The sequence below is a fragment of the Paenibacillus sp. SRL342 genome (genome assembly GCF_984798905.1).
Window position 1 is genome coordinate 2,288,457 of sequence record NZ_OZ481790.1, and the last position, 16,791, is coordinate 2,305,247.

Annotated in this window: 16 protein-coding genes; 5 read left to right on the forward strand and 11 right to left on the reverse strand. The window is 45.9% G+C overall.

All coding sequences use genetic code 11. From position 1 onward, the window contains the following. Positions 1 to 75: 75 nt before the first annotated feature. Positions 76 to 1,014 (forward strand): hypothetical protein, encoded by a 939-nt coding sequence (locus AC4E8D_RS10585; protein WP_221823346.1) that lies wholly within the window; start codon positions 76 to 78, stop codon positions 1,012 to 1,014. A 120-nt stretch (positions 1,015 to 1,134) separates the two neighbouring features. Here AC4E8D_RS10585 and AC4E8D_RS10590 read toward each other — a convergent pair whose 3' ends face one another. The 5 genes from AC4E8D_RS10590 to AC4E8D_RS10610 all read right to left on the reverse strand — a co-directional run bounded on the left by AC4E8D_RS10590 (position 1,135) and on the right by AC4E8D_RS10610 (position 5,226). Further along, the gene (locus AC4E8D_RS10590) at positions 1,135 to 2,175 is read right to left on the reverse strand and encodes a M42 family metallopeptidase (protein WP_339300500.1); all 1,041 of its coding nucleotides are present in this window, start codon (positions 2,173 to 2,175) and stop codon (positions 1,135 to 1,137) included. A 111-nt stretch (positions 2,176 to 2,286) separates the two neighbouring features. Next, the gene (locus AC4E8D_RS10595; RefSeq protein ID WP_127543949.1) at positions 2,287 to 2,667 is read right to left on the reverse strand and encodes a LapA family protein; all 381 of its coding nucleotides are present in this window, start codon (positions 2,665 to 2,667) and stop codon (positions 2,287 to 2,289) included. A 132-nt stretch (positions 2,668 to 2,799) separates the two neighbouring features. Next, positions 2,800 to 4,590, reverse strand: coding sequence for an oligoendopeptidase F (pepF, locus tag AC4E8D_RS10600; RefSeq protein WP_221823351.1), 1,791 nt, complete (start codon positions 4,588 to 4,590; stop codon positions 2,800 to 2,802). Positions 4,591 to 4,803: 213 nt separating this feature from the next. Beyond that, positions 4,804 to 4,989 (reverse strand): hypothetical protein, encoded by a 186-nt coding sequence (locus tag AC4E8D_RS10605; protein ID WP_047842378.1) that lies wholly within the window; start codon positions 4,987 to 4,989, stop codon positions 4,804 to 4,806. Positions 4,990 to 4,992: 3 nt separating this feature from the next. Beyond that, on the reverse strand, positions 4,993 to 5,226 hold the full coding sequence (locus AC4E8D_RS10610; protein ID WP_017689395.1) for a hypothetical protein: 234 nt from the start codon (positions 5,224 to 5,226) through the stop codon (positions 4,993 to 4,995). Positions 5,227 to 5,388: 162 nt separating this feature from the next. Here AC4E8D_RS10610 and AC4E8D_RS10615 point away from each other — a divergent pair, with 162 nt between their 5' ends. Further along, complete coding sequence (locus tag AC4E8D_RS10615) at positions 5,389 to 5,586, forward strand: cold shock domain-containing protein (RefSeq protein ID WP_017689394.1); 198 nt, start codon at positions 5,389 to 5,391, stop codon at positions 5,584 to 5,586. 154 nt (positions 5,587 to 5,740) lie between these two features. Here the strand turns inward: AC4E8D_RS10615 and AC4E8D_RS10620 are convergent, their stop codons facing one another. Together AC4E8D_RS10620 and AC4E8D_RS10625 are read right to left on the reverse strand one after the other, a co-directional pair. Then, entirely contained in the window at positions 5,741 to 6,913 is a 1,173-nt protein-coding gene (locus tag AC4E8D_RS10620) for an MFS transporter (protein WP_221823353.1), read from the reverse strand. Positions 6,914 to 6,953: 40 nt separating this feature from the next. Continuing rightward, on the reverse strand, positions 6,954 to 8,294 hold the full coding sequence (locus AC4E8D_RS10625) for a polysaccharide biosynthesis protein (RefSeq protein ID WP_221823355.1): 1,341 nt from the start codon (positions 8,292 to 8,294) through the stop codon (positions 6,954 to 6,956). 179 nt (positions 8,295 to 8,473) lie between these two features. Here AC4E8D_RS10625 and AC4E8D_RS10630 point away from each other — a divergent pair, with 179 nt between their 5' ends. Further along, positions 8,474 to 9,553, forward strand: coding sequence for a tetraprenyl-beta-curcumene synthase family protein (locus tag AC4E8D_RS10630; RefSeq protein ID WP_017689390.1), 1,080 nt, complete (start codon positions 8,474 to 8,476; stop codon positions 9,551 to 9,553). 53 nt (positions 9,554 to 9,606) lie between these two features. After that, positions 9,607 to 10,578: a 6-phosphofructokinase gene (pfkA, locus tag AC4E8D_RS10635; protein ID WP_036609663.1), complete on the forward strand. Its 972-nt coding sequence runs from the start codon at positions 9,607 to 9,609 to the stop codon at positions 10,576 to 10,578. Between the two features lie 83 nt (positions 10,579 to 10,661). Here pfkA and AC4E8D_RS10640 read toward each other — a convergent pair whose 3' ends face one another. The 4 genes from AC4E8D_RS10640 to AC4E8D_RS10655 all read right to left on the reverse strand — a co-directional run bounded on the left by AC4E8D_RS10640 (position 10,662) and on the right by AC4E8D_RS10655 (position 14,747). Next, the gene (locus AC4E8D_RS10640; protein WP_221823542.1) at positions 10,662 to 12,014 is read right to left on the reverse strand and encodes an MATE family efflux transporter; all 1,353 of its coding nucleotides are present in this window, start codon (positions 12,012 to 12,014) and stop codon (positions 10,662 to 10,664) included. A gap of 204 nt (positions 12,015 to 12,218) precedes the next feature. After that, on the reverse strand, positions 12,219 to 13,400 hold the full coding sequence (locus tag AC4E8D_RS10645) for a putative glycoside hydrolase (protein WP_221823357.1): 1,182 nt from the start codon (positions 13,398 to 13,400) through the stop codon (positions 12,219 to 12,221). Positions 13,401 to 13,562: 162 nt separating this feature from the next. Further along, complete coding sequence (locus tag AC4E8D_RS10650; RefSeq protein WP_029880762.1) at positions 13,563 to 13,751, reverse strand: hypothetical protein; 189 nt, start codon at positions 13,749 to 13,751, stop codon at positions 13,563 to 13,565. Between the two features lie 174 nt (positions 13,752 to 13,925). Continuing rightward, a complete protein-coding gene (locus AC4E8D_RS10655; RefSeq protein WP_221823359.1) occupies positions 13,926 to 14,747 on the reverse strand; it encodes a YitT family protein in 822 nt (273 codons plus the stop codon). A 305-nt stretch (positions 14,748 to 15,052) separates the two neighbouring features. On the opposite strand from AC4E8D_RS10655, the gene cshA reads away from it, so the two are divergent. After that, the gene (gene cshA / locus AC4E8D_RS10660; protein WP_076209022.1) at positions 15,053 to 16,648 is read left to right on the forward strand and encodes a degradosome RNA helicase CshA; all 1,596 of its coding nucleotides are present in this window, start codon (positions 15,053 to 15,055) and stop codon (positions 16,646 to 16,648) included. The last annotated feature ends 143 nt before the right edge of the window (positions 16,649 to 16,791 follow it).

Consider the following 16,791-nt stretch of genomic DNA (forward strand, 5'->3'; position numbering starts at 1 on the left):
TAAAGTGAAACGTTCTGTATGCTCATTACGTTTTATAAGTAAAGAATTCCATAGAAGGGAGAGAACACCACACTTATGTATAAGGAAATTAATCAACAGTTGGCAGTGCTCAAGGAAAAGGGGAGAATTTACGAGAAATGGACCAAACGTTTGGAGAAGCTTCAAACGGAGGAAACTGAATGGGAAGCAAAGGTAAAACGTCGTCTGGAGCATCTCCAGAAGGAGCAGAAGGACGTTGAGCGATTGAACAGCATGACATTGTCAGCATTTTTCTATCAACTGATTGGCAAAAAGACGGAACGTCTGGAGAAGGAAGAGCTCGAACTCATGGAGAGCAAGGCTGCATACGACACCGCTTGTCGCATGTTACAAGACGTACAGGAGCAACGAATCCATGTGGAGCAGGAGTTGGAGGGTCAACGGCAGTATCAGTACTGGAAAAGCGATTACAACGCTCTGTGGGGGAAGAAGGAAGGTCGACTGCTGGACCAGGATGCGGAATTGCAACAGATGGCTGAGAATCGGGAACATCTGGCGAGCGAGCTACAGGAACTGGATGAAGCTTTCCGGGAGGGAGAGTATCTGGTTGATGCCCTTGAACGTGCCGAGAAGGCCTTGTCTTCGGCAGGTAATTGGGGTGTATATGACATGATGGGCGGTGGGGTCATCTCCACGCATATCAAGCGAGGACGAATGGATGACGCTCAGGTCGCCATCATGGATGCAGGTAAGCGTCTACGACGTTTCCAGAAGGAACTGGAGGATGTAGAGATGGCAGTACACGCGGATCTGCATCTGGGAGGTCTGCTTTCATTCGCAGACTATTTCTTCGATAACCTCTTCGTGGACTGGATGGTTCAGGACAAAATTCGCAAAGCCGAACGTCAGGTGAAGGATGGACTAAGCGCGGTTAGGAAGACCATGCATGTGTTAAGAAATGAAATACATGACCATAAGGCAGAGTTAGAGATATTGGATCGTAAATATCATGCATATGTGGAACAGGCAGATTAAGAGATATGACAAAAAAGGCCCCTTCCAAGCACACCGAATTGCTGTGCTTGGAAGGGGCCTTCTGCTTAGACGAACATGTGGATGTTATCCATGACAATTTCGTCGATCAATGATTCTGTTTTACTTGGTTGTAATGTAGGCTGCGAGCAATCGTGCCGTATTCAGTACAGCATCCTTATGCGTACGCTCCATGGAATGAGATGCGTGAACCCCCGGACCGATCAGTGCTGCTCGGATATTGTTTCCTCCGCGTAATGCTGCACTGCCATCTGAGCCATAGTGGGGATAAATGTCCACGACGTAATCCATCCCATCCTGTTTGGCCAGTTCAATGAGACGACTGGTCATATCGTAGTCATACGGGCCAGAAGAATCTTTGGCACATATGGAAACGTCAGTTTCTTTACAGCTCAGGTCATCGCCCATGGCTCCCATGTCTACAGCGATCATTTCACTGATTTCCGCAGGGATATACGATGCGCCATGTCCAACTTCTTCATAGTTCGAGATAAGCAGAGAGACGTTATGTAATGGTTTCCAGCCTTCACGATGTGCAGACTCAAGGATGCCAAAGAGGGCAGCTACGCTGGCTTTGTCGTCCAGATGACGTGATTTGATATAACCACTCGGCGTGATGACTGCGCGAGCATCAAAGGAGATAAAGTCGCCGACAGAGATCCCGAGTTTCAACACATCTTCCTTGGAGGAGACAACTTCATCGATTCGGACCTCCATATGGTTCTCAGTCCGTTCAAAGGTACGTGCATCCGGATAGACGTGGACAGACGGATGAAGGGAAAGAATGGTGCCTGTGTATGTCTTTCCATCCCGAGTATGGATGCTGCAATATTCGTTTTCGATACTTTGCATCGAAAAGCCACCGACAGAGGTAAGCTTCAATGTGCCATAGGATGTAACAGAGCGTACCATGGCCCCTAGCGTATCCACATGGGCGCTTAAAGCGATTGTCTTGGACGAATCCTGTCCGGGCAATGTAAGCACCGCACCGCCCTTGTTATTCAGCTCACAGGCGATGCCCAGTGCTGCTGCTTCCTTCCGGATCATCTCGATTATATGATGTGTGTAACCACTTGGACTTGGTGTGTCCAGCAATTTTTTCAGAAAAGACAGAACGTATGATTCATCAATTGTAAAACTCATTGTGTAATTTCCTCCTCGGATCGTGGGTATGGTGAAACAAAATACAGCCTGTCTGGGGGAGAGAATGTGATACTACCATTCCTGACTCGCCAGCAGGCTGTCTCTGATTGGTTACAGTGTTCCCGTAGGGTTTCCTTTGCGCTGACTCTGGATCGAATCCTTCTCCAATAGGCTATCGGATTTATTTGAGTCAAGCGAATCCATCGATTTGAAAGAATCCAATGTAGATTTGCTTGTCGTGGAACTTTCCAATTCAGATACACGCAATTTCAGTTGTTTATTTTCACGTTGCAGTCTGTATTGGCGATAGATGCCATATGACCCTACAATAATTCCACCGATCAGGGTACAGCCGAGAATGAGCAAGATCAGCGGGATTTGTACCGTGTTAAATAACAGGTTGACTTGTACGGAATCCACATTAATGACCGCAAAGATTCCCGTGAGCAGTGCAAAAACAAGACCTGCTATGAGTGCCCATTGCATTTTCATGGTGTTGCCTCCTTGTTGAACAATTGAGAACTAGATATGCATTACCCATATTCGGGTAGGTTGCATCTTGCAATGATGATAAAATCCCCTGCCCAAACGGGCAAGGGATGCAGGTCACATGGATAGACAACCTTATTTGGTTAGTTGCTCCATCTGTTCAATCAATTCCTTGAACACACTCATAGCTTCACGAATTGGCTGTGGTGTAGACATATCCACACCTGCTTTTTTCAAAATATTGATGGAGTAATCACTGCCACCGCTCTTCAGGAAGCCAAGATAACGGTCAACAGCCGGTTGGCCTTCTTCCAAGATTTGCTTGGAAAAGCTTGTCGCTGCGGAGAAGCCTGTAGCATATTTGTAAACGTAGAAGCTGTTATAGAAGTGGGGAATACGAGCCCATTCCATTTCAATTTCTTTGTCGACAGCCATGCCTTTTCCGTGATATTTCACGTTCAGATCATAATAGATCTCGGATAACAATTGTGGTGTTAATGCGTCACCTTGTTCCGCACGTTCATGAATGATTTTCTCGAATTCAGCAAACATGGTCTGACGGAATACCGTTGTACGGAATTGGTCGGCATAATAGGTCAACAGATACAATTTTTCCTTTGGATCTGTTGATTTGTTAAGCAGATAATCCATCAGCAACGCTTCGTTGGTTGTGGATGCAACCTCAGCCAGGAAGATGGTGTACTGGGCATCACGATACGGAAGTGTTGTATCCGAGTAATGTGAATGCAGAGCGTGACCCATTTCATGTGCGAGTGTGAACATGCTGTTCAGGTTATCTTTGTGATTCAACAAGACATACGGGTGAGTGCCGTAAGCGCCCCAGGCATATGCGCCTGAACGTTTATTTTCATTCTCATATATATCGATCCAGCGGTTATCATATCCAGTCTGCAATGCGTCAGCATAATCCTTGCCGAGTGGTTTCAGACCGTCTTTGACCGTTTGTTTCGCTTCCTCATAGGTAATGTCCATTTTGTATTCGTCTACGAGTGGAGCGAACAGATCGTACATGTGCAATTGATCCACACCCAGCAACTTTTTGCGCAGGTCCATATAACGATGCAATAACGGAAGGCTCTCGTGAATGGTGTCTACCAGATTGGTATACACATCCGTTGGGATGTTATCTCCGTATAAGGACATTTCCATCACGGAAGGGTACTTCCGAACATTAGCATAGAACATATTTTTGGTGACATTTGCATTCAAGGCTGCAGCTATTGTGTTCTTCTGTTTGGCATAGGTTTCATATACCGCTTTGAAGGCGCGTTCGCGAACTTCACGATTAGGATTCTCCAGGAACTGAATGTAGCTACCGTGTGTCAGCTCAACTTCGTTACCATGTTCATCCTTGATTCGGGGGAACTTGAGATCAGCATTATTCAGCATGCTAAAGATTGTCTGTGGTGCTTGTGAAAGGTTGCCTACCTGTGCAAGCAAAGCCTCTTCTGCTTGGCTAAGAACGTGGGCTTTTTCGCGTTTCATCTCTTCCAGCGTAAATGTATAAGCAGAGAGTTTTTCGTTCGCAATAAATGCATCCAACTGGTCATCTGGCAGGGAAAGAATCTCCGGTGTGACAAAAGAAAGTGCTTCACCAACCCGTACGCCTAATTTCTGGGCTTTTTGGGACAGGTTTTGATATGTAGGATTTGCTGTGTCTTCATCTTGATGCATACGTGCGTACACAAAGAGGCGTTCTATTTTGAGGCTGATCTCATCTTCAAATTCGAAGCAAGATTTGAGTACATCAGGTTGATTCAGTTTGCCTTGGAATTCGGAGGCCTTCTTGGTCAAAGACGATACTTCTTCATATTCCTGATCCCAGGCTTTCTGATCGGCAAATAAATCTTCCAGTTTCCAGCTATGTTCAGCCGGTACCTCGGAACGTTTCAATAATTGACTCATGGAAATCCTCCTTTGATGATCTGATGAATGTATGGACGAAGCTGCCTTCGTCGCACTCGCGTGTGCGGAGAGAGACGAAGGAATCAGACTAAGTACCAGGATAACAGATAGCGATTTCTGGTATTTCAACGGCCTTCCTCCTTACGATACGAATAATCTCGTATAGTATGACCTTAGGCACGTTGAAATATTTGAATATCTGGGTCCCCGTTATTAGGTTCCCATGTTATACAGAAAATAAACGATCAGGAAAAAGGCAAAACAAATGAGCAGTGTAGCAATAAGAGCCATTCCCCGTCTCAGTCGATCCGGGATGGAATTCCGTCCCAGAATAAGCACAATACCAAGGGAGAAGGCAAGGATAATAAAGATGACGACATTGCTTGAGTCAAGCTGCATGGGTTAGACCCCTTTGAAGGCAGCCATCAATTGACGCCATTCATCCTCACGGTTCTCAAAATCTGCTTTTGGGAAACGGCGTTCAGCCCAGTGCATTAATGCAGGACGGCTAAGGAAAGTATGGCATTCTTCGCCCCACTCTTCCGAAATTTCTCGCAGTACGAGATATTTGCCTTGAACTTCTACGGTCATCATATTCCACTTGTCTGTTTTGTATATTTCATGTTTTTTTATCATAGGTAGTCTCCAAACTAACGGTTTTGGTAAAATGATACCGTACCCTACGATTCAAAGCAAATTTTTTCGACATTTATGGAAAGATAAATTGCAAAATGGAAGCCCATACAGTATAATAAGGGTATTCGCCATAGATGGCGATATTTTTAGGAGGTTTTTCATTTGAAAGGTACAGTTAAATGGTTTAACGCAGAAAAAGGCTATGGCTTTATTTCAGTTGAAGGCGGCGAGGACGTATTCGTACATTTCTCCGCAATCCAAGGAGACGGCTTCAAAACATTGGAAGAAGGTCAAGCGGTAGAATTCGAAATTACTGATGGAAACCGTGGTCCTCAAGCAGCTAACGTAAACAAACTGTAAGAATTTTTCCGGTCAACGGACTTCTTATATATGATAAATTTATAGCTGAATATTAGAACCTAAGCACAGTCCCCCATGGGAGGCTGTGCTTTTTTTGATTCTAAAATTTCCAGTGTAAATATCGGTTGAATATGGAGTATGTTTCCCTGTGGTTTCAGGATACACGATTGGTCATGCTGGACCATAACTTCAATCCGAAACCGATCAATGCAGCCAGGGAGAAAGCCATAGCGGTGAGATAGAAGGTTTGTCTGCCTGCATGTTCCAGCAGCAGTCCGCCCAACGTTCCACTAAGAAGTCCCGAAGCACTGGACCAGACAATGGTGAACAAAGCCATACCCGTTGCTCTGTAGCCGTCCGGAACTAGGCGAATGATGTAGCGGACCGCCGTAACGTAGAAAATACCAAAGGTAACACTATGCATCGTCTGAATGGCAACGACAGCTGCAGGTGTATCGGATATGGACATAAGAAGCAAACGAACTGTATACATCAGTGCAGCAAAAGCGATTAGTGGCAGTTCCTTATAACGGTTTCCATACTTGCTAAGCAGCAGGAAAATGGGAATTTCACTTACGGAAGAGATCAGCAAAGACCAGCCGATCAGCCCCTCGCTGGCACCCAGATCTTTTAGCGTGATGGTAAGAAATGCTTCGTTCATGCGATGTCCCATGGCAAGCAAAAATACACAGCCAAAAAAGGTGAGCACATCTCTGCGTTTCAGAATAGCCCATAACCCCGATAGATCCATTTTGCTACTATTCCCTGAAGGTTGATCCTTCAATTGAAAACTGATCAATAATGTAGTGGCAGCAAGACCGACGCAAAGCCATATCGTCCATCCTGGACCGAAAGATCCAAGGAAATACCCGATACTTAATGCAAAGAAGGCATAACCGATCGATCCGAAGACTCGAATGGAAGTGAAATTTCGGCCGTACTTGCTGGCCGTTGTAATAGCCATCGTATCGGAGAGTGGATAGACCGGATAATAGAAAAAGTAAAACAAAGTCACGAGTACAAATACCTGACCGAAAGTTGTCGCGTTGGCAAGCATGATCCCTGTGATCAATTGACCACCAAGCAGAATGATCATTACTTTGCGTACCGTTTGGTAGCGGTCGCTGGCCATGCTCCAGAACATATTGGAGAACACAGAGATGAGGGGGCCAATTCCGTAGAGATATCCAATCTCAGCCCGACTGAAGCCCAGATGACTGAAGTAAAGCTGGAAGTAGGATACCACCAGAACGGTGGAACCAAAGATGGTGAACATGAGAGCCCGCAGCCAGTTCTGATCCGGGCGGGCGTTGTGACTTAATTTCATGATGAGAGACTCCAATCTTGATAACAATTCAATGATTTTATTACCCTTTCAGGGATGTTGATTTACGGGCTTTCGGCACAGACATCGTAGGTTCTTGCTTCGTGCGCCGGATGACAAGCCAGACAATGACAAGTTCGGCGAGCAGGCCAAGGGATTGGGCAATAGCTCCAATCATGCCGTTCCACGCAGGGAAAATACTAACCAGTATAAGCAGCACAATTACCGTGCAGATTGCATTCGCCGTTTGCGAACGAAACATCGTTTTTGTCTGACCGCGAAGCAGAATGAGGCCATTGCTGAAATCCAGAAAAGGGAAGATCAGCGGAAATAAGACAAACGCACGCAGTGTCCACAGACTTTGTTCCAACAGTTCGCCCTGAACGCTCATGACATTTTCAAGTACCCATGGTCCCAAGGGGGTATAGGCAATCGACACCATCATCGCAAACGGAATAAATCCGGTGACAAGTGCGAATTTTCGTACCAGTTTGGCATCCACAAGGTAGAAATTCAGCACGATCTGATGGATGTATGTAAAGAAGCTTAGCATCAACTGCATCAGACTGCTTGCTATGGCAAAGGATGAAATGGCTAGTGCGATCCCGGTCGTTTTGCCAAGTACGATGTTAATAACCGGTCCTATGAACAGCGCTACAAAGCTGGATAACAGCAGTGGCTTATAAAAGCGAAATACGTCTCCCTTGCTCTCGACGGGATGATCCTCAAGCTTGGCTGGCATCTTGCGCTTGATGCTGTTTCCCTCCAGAAAGCTGACGAGCGCTTCAATCATCATGCCAGCAGCAAAAATGATAGCGCCTACACGTCCACTGTCAATGCTGTCTGTGTATATGAAATAGAGGGATAGGCCGTACATGCCGGCTAAACGGAATACCATGCCGATGGTTAACCACTTGGTGCGGTTATTCGTAATGATGATCCCCTGATAGATGTTGCGGATCACTGAAAAGATACTCACATACATGAGAATTTCATATACGTCGATGACTTTGGTCAGCAGATCCGGACTTACACCAAACAAGTATTTGAACACCCCGGTACCAACGGGAGAGTATACGATGAGAAACCCAATGAGAAGCACACAGGCAAGAAATATTTTGGTCACAAACGTGAGGGCCTGAAAGGAAAGGCGATCGCGAACCAGTGCGGAACAGGTTTGCCGCAGCAGGGTGGAGGGGCGTTCCGTGAGGGTTAACAAGCTACCGGCGATGGCATAGCTGGCAATAACCGTCTCGGGATGAGCGGAACGTGCTAATGTGCTGTTTATGATGACGTGAGAAATGGTGACGAGAGAGGCGGAAATGCCAAGTGGCACAAAAAAAGAAAATAACCGTCTCCACGAAAGTGATTCACTTGACGACATGTCAACGACTCCTTTGATGGATGAAATATGGATAGTATATCACAAAGCTTTGAACGCCGATGCGATTTTTTATGCGGAATATGCGGCAGATCATTTGTACAATTAAAGGGATCATATTATAATAGGAATGGTTAAAAATCGCTCTAATACGTATTCAACCAAGTGGAGGCACATTTATTTTGAGCCAATCAAATCGAAAACGTCATCAATATCCGCGTGGACCGCTGGCATTGATGAGAGGGGTGTACAAATACACCATTCCGGAAACACGGAAGGCACTGAATGGATGGCGTGCTCAAGCTGAGGCGATTCCGAATGAGGAGTTGCGTACACAGGCACTTGCCAGTCTGAAGGATAAACAGTTTCACTGTGAAGGCGGAACCGTCTACGCATTAGCTGATTTGCCCAATAGGCACATTCTGATTCCGCTGATCGTTTCATATCAAACTATTAGTGATTATTTGGACAATCTGTGCGACCGCAGCACCTCGATGGACCCGGATGATTTTCGTCTTCTCCATCAATCCATGCTTGATGCGGTAGATCCCGAAGCAATTCCCGTCAATTATTATGCCCTCCGTGAGGAGCAGGATGACGGTGGATATCTGCGGAATCTGGTGACCACATGTCAGGAACTGACCCGTCAGTTACCAGGCTATACGTCCGCCAAGCCCCAAATTCAGGATCTGGCAGGCCTATACACGGACCTGCAGGTATATAAGCATATCAAGCCGGAACTGAGAGAAACGGCACTGCTCGAATGGTGGTCGGAGCATCGTCATCGCACACCTCAGTTTCGTTGGAACGAATTCGCTGCTGCAACTGGCTCTACACTGGGCGTTTTCATGCTGTTTCTGGCTGCGAGTGACGATCAGTTGACTGAAGAGCAAGCGGCCTCGATCCATACGGCCTATTTCCCACATGTATGCGCATTGCACATTATGCTCGATTATTTAATTGATCAGGATGAGGACCGCATCGGGGGAGATCTCAACTTCTGCAACTATTATGAGAATGTGGAGACAATGCTGGACCGAATTGCTTTTATTGTGGAGATGGCACGCAGTGATGTACAGAAGATTCCGGGAAGCTCCTTTCACCGGATGATCATCGAAGGACTGATTGCCATTTACCTGTCTGATCCCAAAGTCAGCGAACAACAGGAAGTTCGCGTTGTATCCAAACGTCTGCTGAAAAATAGTCCGATCACAAGAATATTTTTCTTCATTTTCAGTCGCTGGATACGGAAAAATATGTAAGTCAGGTGTGATATTGCGGAGCCTGAAGTGAAACTAGAGGAGGAAGAAACATCATGACAGCAGTAAAGAAAATCGCAGTATTAACGAGCGGTGGTGATTCACAGGGGATGAACGCGGCTGTTCGTGCGGTTGTTCGCAGCGGACTGTTTCACGGTCTCGAAGTATTTGGAGTTCAACGTGGATACCAGGGTCTTTTGAATAATGACATTTTCCCAATGGATTTGCGGAGTGTAGGGGATATCATCCAACGTGGGGGAACGGTTCTTCAATCGGCACGTTGCAAGGAGTTCTATACCGCTGAAGGTCAGCAAAAAGGTGCGGACATTCTGCGTGCGCGTGGCATTGACGGTCTGGTTGTTATCGGTGGGGATGGTTCCTACAACGGTGCGAATAAACTGAGCAAGCTGGGCATTAACACCATGGGTCTGCCAGGAACGATTGATAACGACGTTTCATTCACCGACTATACCATCGGATTTGATACAGCTGTAAGCATAGTAGTTGATGCAGTAAACAAATTACGTGATACGATGTCTTCACACGAACGTTCTTCCATCGTTGAAGTTATGGGTCGTCACTGTGGGGATATCGCTCTGCATGCCGGACTTGCTTCGGGTGCTGAAACGATTCTTGTCCCAGAAGTTCCATTTGATATGGACGAAGTAGCAGATCGGATGAAAGCTAACTTTGCACATGGCAAACGTCACAGTATTATCATCGTTGCAGAAGGCGTAGGCAAAGGTGAGGATGTAGCAAAAGAACTGATGGAACGTTGCCCAACGTATGAGCCACGTGTAACCGTTCTGGGTCACATTCAGCGTGGGGGTACGCCAACACCTTTCGACCGTAACCTGGCAAGCCGTCTTGGCGATTTCGCTGTTCGCAGTCTGATCGCAGGCGAGACAGACAAAGGTTGTGGCATTATCAAGGGTGAACTTACCCTGACGGATATTGATAAAGTGGTTAACACAAAAAAAGATTTCGATATGGTGACTTACGAGCTTGCACAACGTTTGTCCCAATAATTCGATTCATACGCAAAGAGCACAATCCCGCTTTAACGTGGATTGTGCTCTTTTTGTTGTTTCACGGAGTGAGTATATCAATGTTACGCCTTGCGGAGTGCGGCTTGTTTTTGTACCCGAAAGAGTCTCCAGAGAAGCGCTGTTGCTCCTACAGCAAGGCCGGCAATAAGGCCGATCCAGTATCCGAAGGCACCGAGTGAAGTATACGTAGCAGTTAGATAACCTACAGGCAACCCAATAATCCAATACGCTACAAACGTAATGATCAATGCCGGGTTAACATCTTTGTAGCCACGTAGTGCTCCTTGGGTTGGTGTAGCAATCGCATCTGAGATCTGAAAGAAAATGGCGTAGATGAGGAAATGCTGCGTAAGTGCAATGACCTCTCGATCGTTTGAATACACGCCTGCAATCTGTTCGCCGAACACAATCAACACGATCGCTGTCAGCAGTGATAGCCCAATGGCCCCACCTATTCCGAGCAGGCTGTATTGTTTGGCGTCTCTCAGACGCCCGGCACCTGCCTCGAAGCCCACAAGGATCGTAAGAGCCATACATATACTCACAGGCAGCATGTAGAGCGTAGAAGCGAAATTCAGCGCCGCTTGGTGTGCAGCAATTGTTGTGGTATCGAAACGGCTCATCATTAAAGTCACAGCAGCAAAGATGGACGTTTCGAAAAAAGTCGCAAATCCGATGGGCACTCCAATCTTGAGTAACTCTTTCCATTTGGACAATGAGACACGGGTCCATTGACGGAAAATGCCATACTGGGCGAAAGGTTCGACCCGATGGACAAAAAAGAGACTAATAAGAAAGATCAGCCAGTATGTACATGCTGTAGCCACACCGGCACCAACACCGCCCAATTGGGGGAAACCCCAGCGGCCGAATATCAGCAGATAATTCAGTAAGATGTTAACGGGCAGGGAGACCAACGTAATGAACATCGTAGTCCGTGTCTGGCCAAGTGCATCCATGAAGCTGCGCAGCACCGTATATCCGAAGAGTGGGATAATGCCAAAAGCAAGTGCGCACAGAAAATAGAAGGCGACTTGGGCAACCCGAGGTTCCAAAGGCATTCCGTTCAGTATAGGGCCAAGTAACAACGCCCCGGCTCCGATCACGACGAGACTGACAGCAATTCCAAGATACAGCGCCTGGATGACGTTATACCCGATCTGATCATTACGTTTGGAACCTAACAGATGGGAAACGACAGGTGTAATACCGATCAAAATCCCGCTTAGTCCAGTTTGAACGGGCATCCATAGACTTGTGCCAATCGCAACTCCTGCAAGGTCGGCCGGAGAAAACTTGCCTGACATATTGGTGTCAAAGAACGACATGGCAGAGAGGGCGATTTGAGTGGTGAAGATGGGCAAAAATATAATCAGGAATTGCTTCACTTTTTGGGAAAAACTTGTTGTGTTCATGTTCACTGGCAGTGCCTCGCTATTCTAAAGAGATGTCATCCAAGTGTCATGTCTGGACAGCTATACATTGTAGTGGATTTTGTCCGTTTTGGATAGGGACAGATACAGAGGAGAGGCACTCCGAGAAAAATGAACACCAAAAAACCTCGCTCCGCTTCAAGCAGAACGAGGTTGGATGAAATGAGAAGTATGAAAGAGTGCGGATTACTTATATTGTACACCTGAGGAATATCGGTTGGACGCATTCCAGAGCAGATATTCATGTACATCCATGTCCTTCATCGCTCTGATCTGATCTTCCACTTGTTTCTTGCCATACTTGATATAATGCCCACTTCCCAGCCAACTTGCTGTGAAGTCCTGAATCCACGGACGAATGACAGGTTTGAGCTCTTTGGTAGGGTCCAGTTTCTTATGTGTATCTTCCATTGAACCCTTGATGGTTGTGTAAGGATCTTTGTCAGGGTCCTTGACCCCGTACCAGCCAGTTGAATAGTGACTAGGGTATACCATCGGTGAGATCACGTCCACATTTTCGGATATTTTAACAAAATCCTGTCCAATGCCTTCAGCCGCAGGTACGGAAGCTGCATAACCGAAAATATCAACCGAGACACGCACACCTAACGGTGCCAGCTCTTTGCGTGCATATTGCACGAATTCAGCTACAACATCGACCCGGGACTTGTCAGATTTGGTGTATTTGAGTACATCAGCACGAGTTTCGAAACCTTCCGGGAAACGAACGTAGTCAAATTGAATCTCTTTGAATCCAAGTTTGGCCGCTTCCTTGGCGATTTCGATATTATAGTCCCATACTTCCTTGCTGTATGGATTCACGAAGCTGTCGCCTTTGCCATTCGCCCAAACCGATCCATCCTTGTTGCGGAAAGAAAGCTCCGGATTCTTCTTCGCAAGAATTGTGTCTTTGAATACAACGACACGTGCAATCGGGTAGACCTCATGTTTTTGCAATCGTTTCATCAAGGCATCGATATCCCGAATAAAAGGTTGGGATTTACCCATTTTCTGAAGCGCTTTGTTTTCTGTGGGATAAGTTATGTATCCGAGATCGTCTTTGATATCAATGACCATGGCATTCAGTTCTGTACTGTCTGTCAGCTCCAGCAATTCTTTCATGCGTGCGCCGCCGGCACTGTATGCCGTTACATAGATACCTTTGACGACGGGGGCATCAGGTTGAGGGTCTGTTTTAGCAGGTGGATTATCGGCATCGATAACAACCTGATCTTTTTGAGATTGGATAATTGCGGTGTTAAAACTGTTGGTTAACGATTGGAATTGAGGATTTCCCTGATCTGCCACTGCCGGAGCAACACCAAAGCCTCCAAAGGCCATAGCCAGTAAAGCCCAAAACATGTTCATTCATTTCCACTCCCTTATGTGTGCATTCCATGTATGAATTATACATTAAAGCCTCTGGGCTTTTAACCATATTAATCAAGTAATGAAACACATGGAAAAAATGAAAACCGCTTCCTGCTGAGGAAATCCCCTGCAAGAAGCGGCGTGATCAATCTGAAAAAATTATTGAATGTAAATCTCATTTTGATGCTCACAAATACTGTACTGAATGATTTCCATTGCGTCTCCCTGTTCCAGGATGCCCAGCCCATCCCGGAGGACAATCAGTGAGTCGAGTTCATTCGGTTTCAAGAAAGGGAGCATTTCCGGGCACCATCTGTTGACAATCTCAAACAGTTTTACCGTTTCCATATCCACAATAATCACCCTCTCCTACTCGAATTCCAAAATGGTAAGTCATTCGGCGCGATTCGGGAAAGCATATGGCCTGTGAAATTGAAGGGTTGAACCTGCTATACAACATATTTAGGAGCCGTACACCGTTATTATACCACAATGTTGTGAATTGTTAACCGTACAGGTGTCTCAACTTCTGCGGAATGAGCCCATAACACCAACCGTTTCCACAATGTTAACAAAAGCGTTTGGATCTGTATCCTTGATAATACGTTTAATTTCAACCAACTCATAGCGGGTGGTTACGGTCATGAGCATGTCCTTTTCAATATCCGTGTATGCTCCCTGAGTCTTAATTTTGGTAACTCCACGAGGCCGAATAAGTAATTTTTTTAACATGGCTTCGGTTTCGTTAGTAATGATGTACAGTGTTACTTTGACGTGACTGATATGGATCAGATCGAGCACTTTGCCTGTAATGTAGATGGATACCATCGAGGCCAAGGCTGTGTTCCAATTGTCACTCAGGTATCCTGCTAGCATAATGATGGTACCGTTCATGCCTGCCATCACTGTACCAATCGGAAAGTCTCGTTTTCGCGTGAAAATGGACCCAACAATGTCGAGTCCTCCTGTGGAGCCGCCGACTCGGAAGGAAACGCCTGTGCCCATTCCAATAAGGACACCGCCAAATACAGAACTAAGTAAAGGGTCTGTAGCCACAGCAAAAACAGGCAGAAGCGCAATGAACCAGGAAGTGGCTGCTACCGAAAGAATACTTAATGTAATGAAGCGTCGTCCAAGAATAAACCAACCTGCAATGAGCAGGGGAATGTTAAGAACAAAATACATTATACTAAGATTCAACGTTGTAAAATAACCCAGAAGCATTGAAATACCGGACACCCCGCCGCTTAAAAGCTGATGGGGGACCAAAAACCAGTTAAAGCCGCAGGCAATAGCTGCAGCACCCAAAATGATCACTAAAGAGTGCCAAATTATTTTGGGCAATTTAATCACCTCATTTATATTTAAAACCAGATTGCTGGTAATCTTGAATTGTTTTGTGATATAATAATTTGTGGATATTCTTGAGTAGGAAACTTTTCCTAAATGGAGCAATAAAATTTTGAAATGTTTCAAACACATGTATGTAGTTTTAGTCTTATGTTGGGGACCCATTCATGGAATTATATTCGTTAGTGAAAATAATTCGTCCCGTTGGGATACCCTATAAATATTAACGCTACTTAAGAATACAGACAACAAAGTGGATTGTCCACCATGTCCACCATATAAAAGGAGCATGAATAATTTTGACAAATTTAAACTTTACAGATTTCAATCTTGAACCACTGGTGCTGCAAGCCATCACTGAGCTCGGGTTTGAAGAAGCAACACCGATCCAATCCAAAGCGATTCCTTTGGCACTCGAAGGCAGAGATTTGATTGGTCAAGCTCAAACAGGTACGGGTAAAACAGCTGCATTCGGTATTCCGTTGATCAGCAAAATCTCAAAAAGTGACGAGAAAATCCGCGCCCTTATTATGGCACCTACACGTGAACTTGCAATTCAAGTTGCTGAAGAGATCGAAAAACTTACTCGCTTCAAAGGTCTTCGCTCCCTGCCAATCTACGGCGGACAAGATATCGTGCGTCAAATCCGTGCACTGAAAAGAAAACCACAAATCATCATTGGTACACCTGGACGTCTCCTTGACCACATCAACCGCAAAACAATCAAACTAGATGATGTACAAACTGTTGTACTGGATGAAGCAGATGAAATGCTTGACATGGGTTTCATGGAGGATATCCAATCCATCCTGAAACAAGTTCCAGACGAGCGCCAAACCATGCTGTTCTCAGCAACAATGCCTCCTAACATTCAAAAATTGGCACAACAATTCTTGAACAATCCTGAACACATTTCTGTGATTCCGAAACATGTTAGTGCACCATTGATTGACCAATCCTATATCGAAGTACCTGAGCGTCAAAAATTCGAAGCATTGAGCCGTTTGTTGGATATGGAATCTCCTGAACTGGCGATCGTATTCGGACGTACAAAACGTCGTGTTGACGAATTGGCTGAAGCTTTGCAAAAACGTGGATATTCTGCAGACGGTCTTCATGGTGACTTGTCCCAGAATCAACGTGATGCGGTAATGCGTAAGTTCCGTGACGGCAGCATTGACGTACTCGTTGCAACAGACGTAGCTGCACGTGGTCTCGACGTATCTGGCGTAACCCACGTTGTTAACTTTGACCTTCCGCAAGATCCGGAGAGTTATGTTCACCGTATCGGTCGTACAGGTCGTGCGGGTAAAGAGGGTGCTGCTTGGTCCTTCGTTACACCGCGTGAGATTGATCACTTGCACTTCATCGAGCGTGTAACACGTCACCGTATTCCACGTAAACCACTGCCAACAATGGCAGAAGCGGTTGAAGGTAAACAACGTTTGACAGCAGAGCGCTTGCTGGAAATCGTACAATCAGGCGAACTGAACGAATACAAAGGTATCGCGATTCAAATGCTTGAGCAGTATGATTCTGTTCAACTGTTGTCGGCTGCACTGAAGCTCCTGACAGGTGACAAGAAAGATGCTCAAGTTGATCTGACTCCTGAAGATCCAATCCGTGCAAAACGTCGTAAACCGGATGTTCGCTCTGGCGGACGTAAACCATCAGGTTACAGCGGTAACCGCACAAGTGGTAGCGGCGGCAGTGGTGGTGGTTACAACCGCGATCGCAACAGCAGTGGTGGCGGACGCGGCGGTTACAACCGTGATCGTAACAGCGGCAGCAGCACTGGCGGTGGAAGCAGAGAAGGTGGTTACAACCGTGACCGCAAACCGCGTCCAAGCAGCAACGAAGGACGTCGTCCAGCGAAAGATTCTTCATTCGAGTAATATAAACGTATGATCTGAAAAATGGAGCGGGCAACTGCTCCATTTTTTTATTTTCAAAGTGACTGCATCATTTTATTTTACTATCAGAAGCGGTCAGAAGCGCTAGCTAAGGGTAATGACGATCTGTTTTCGGGAAGTGCTGG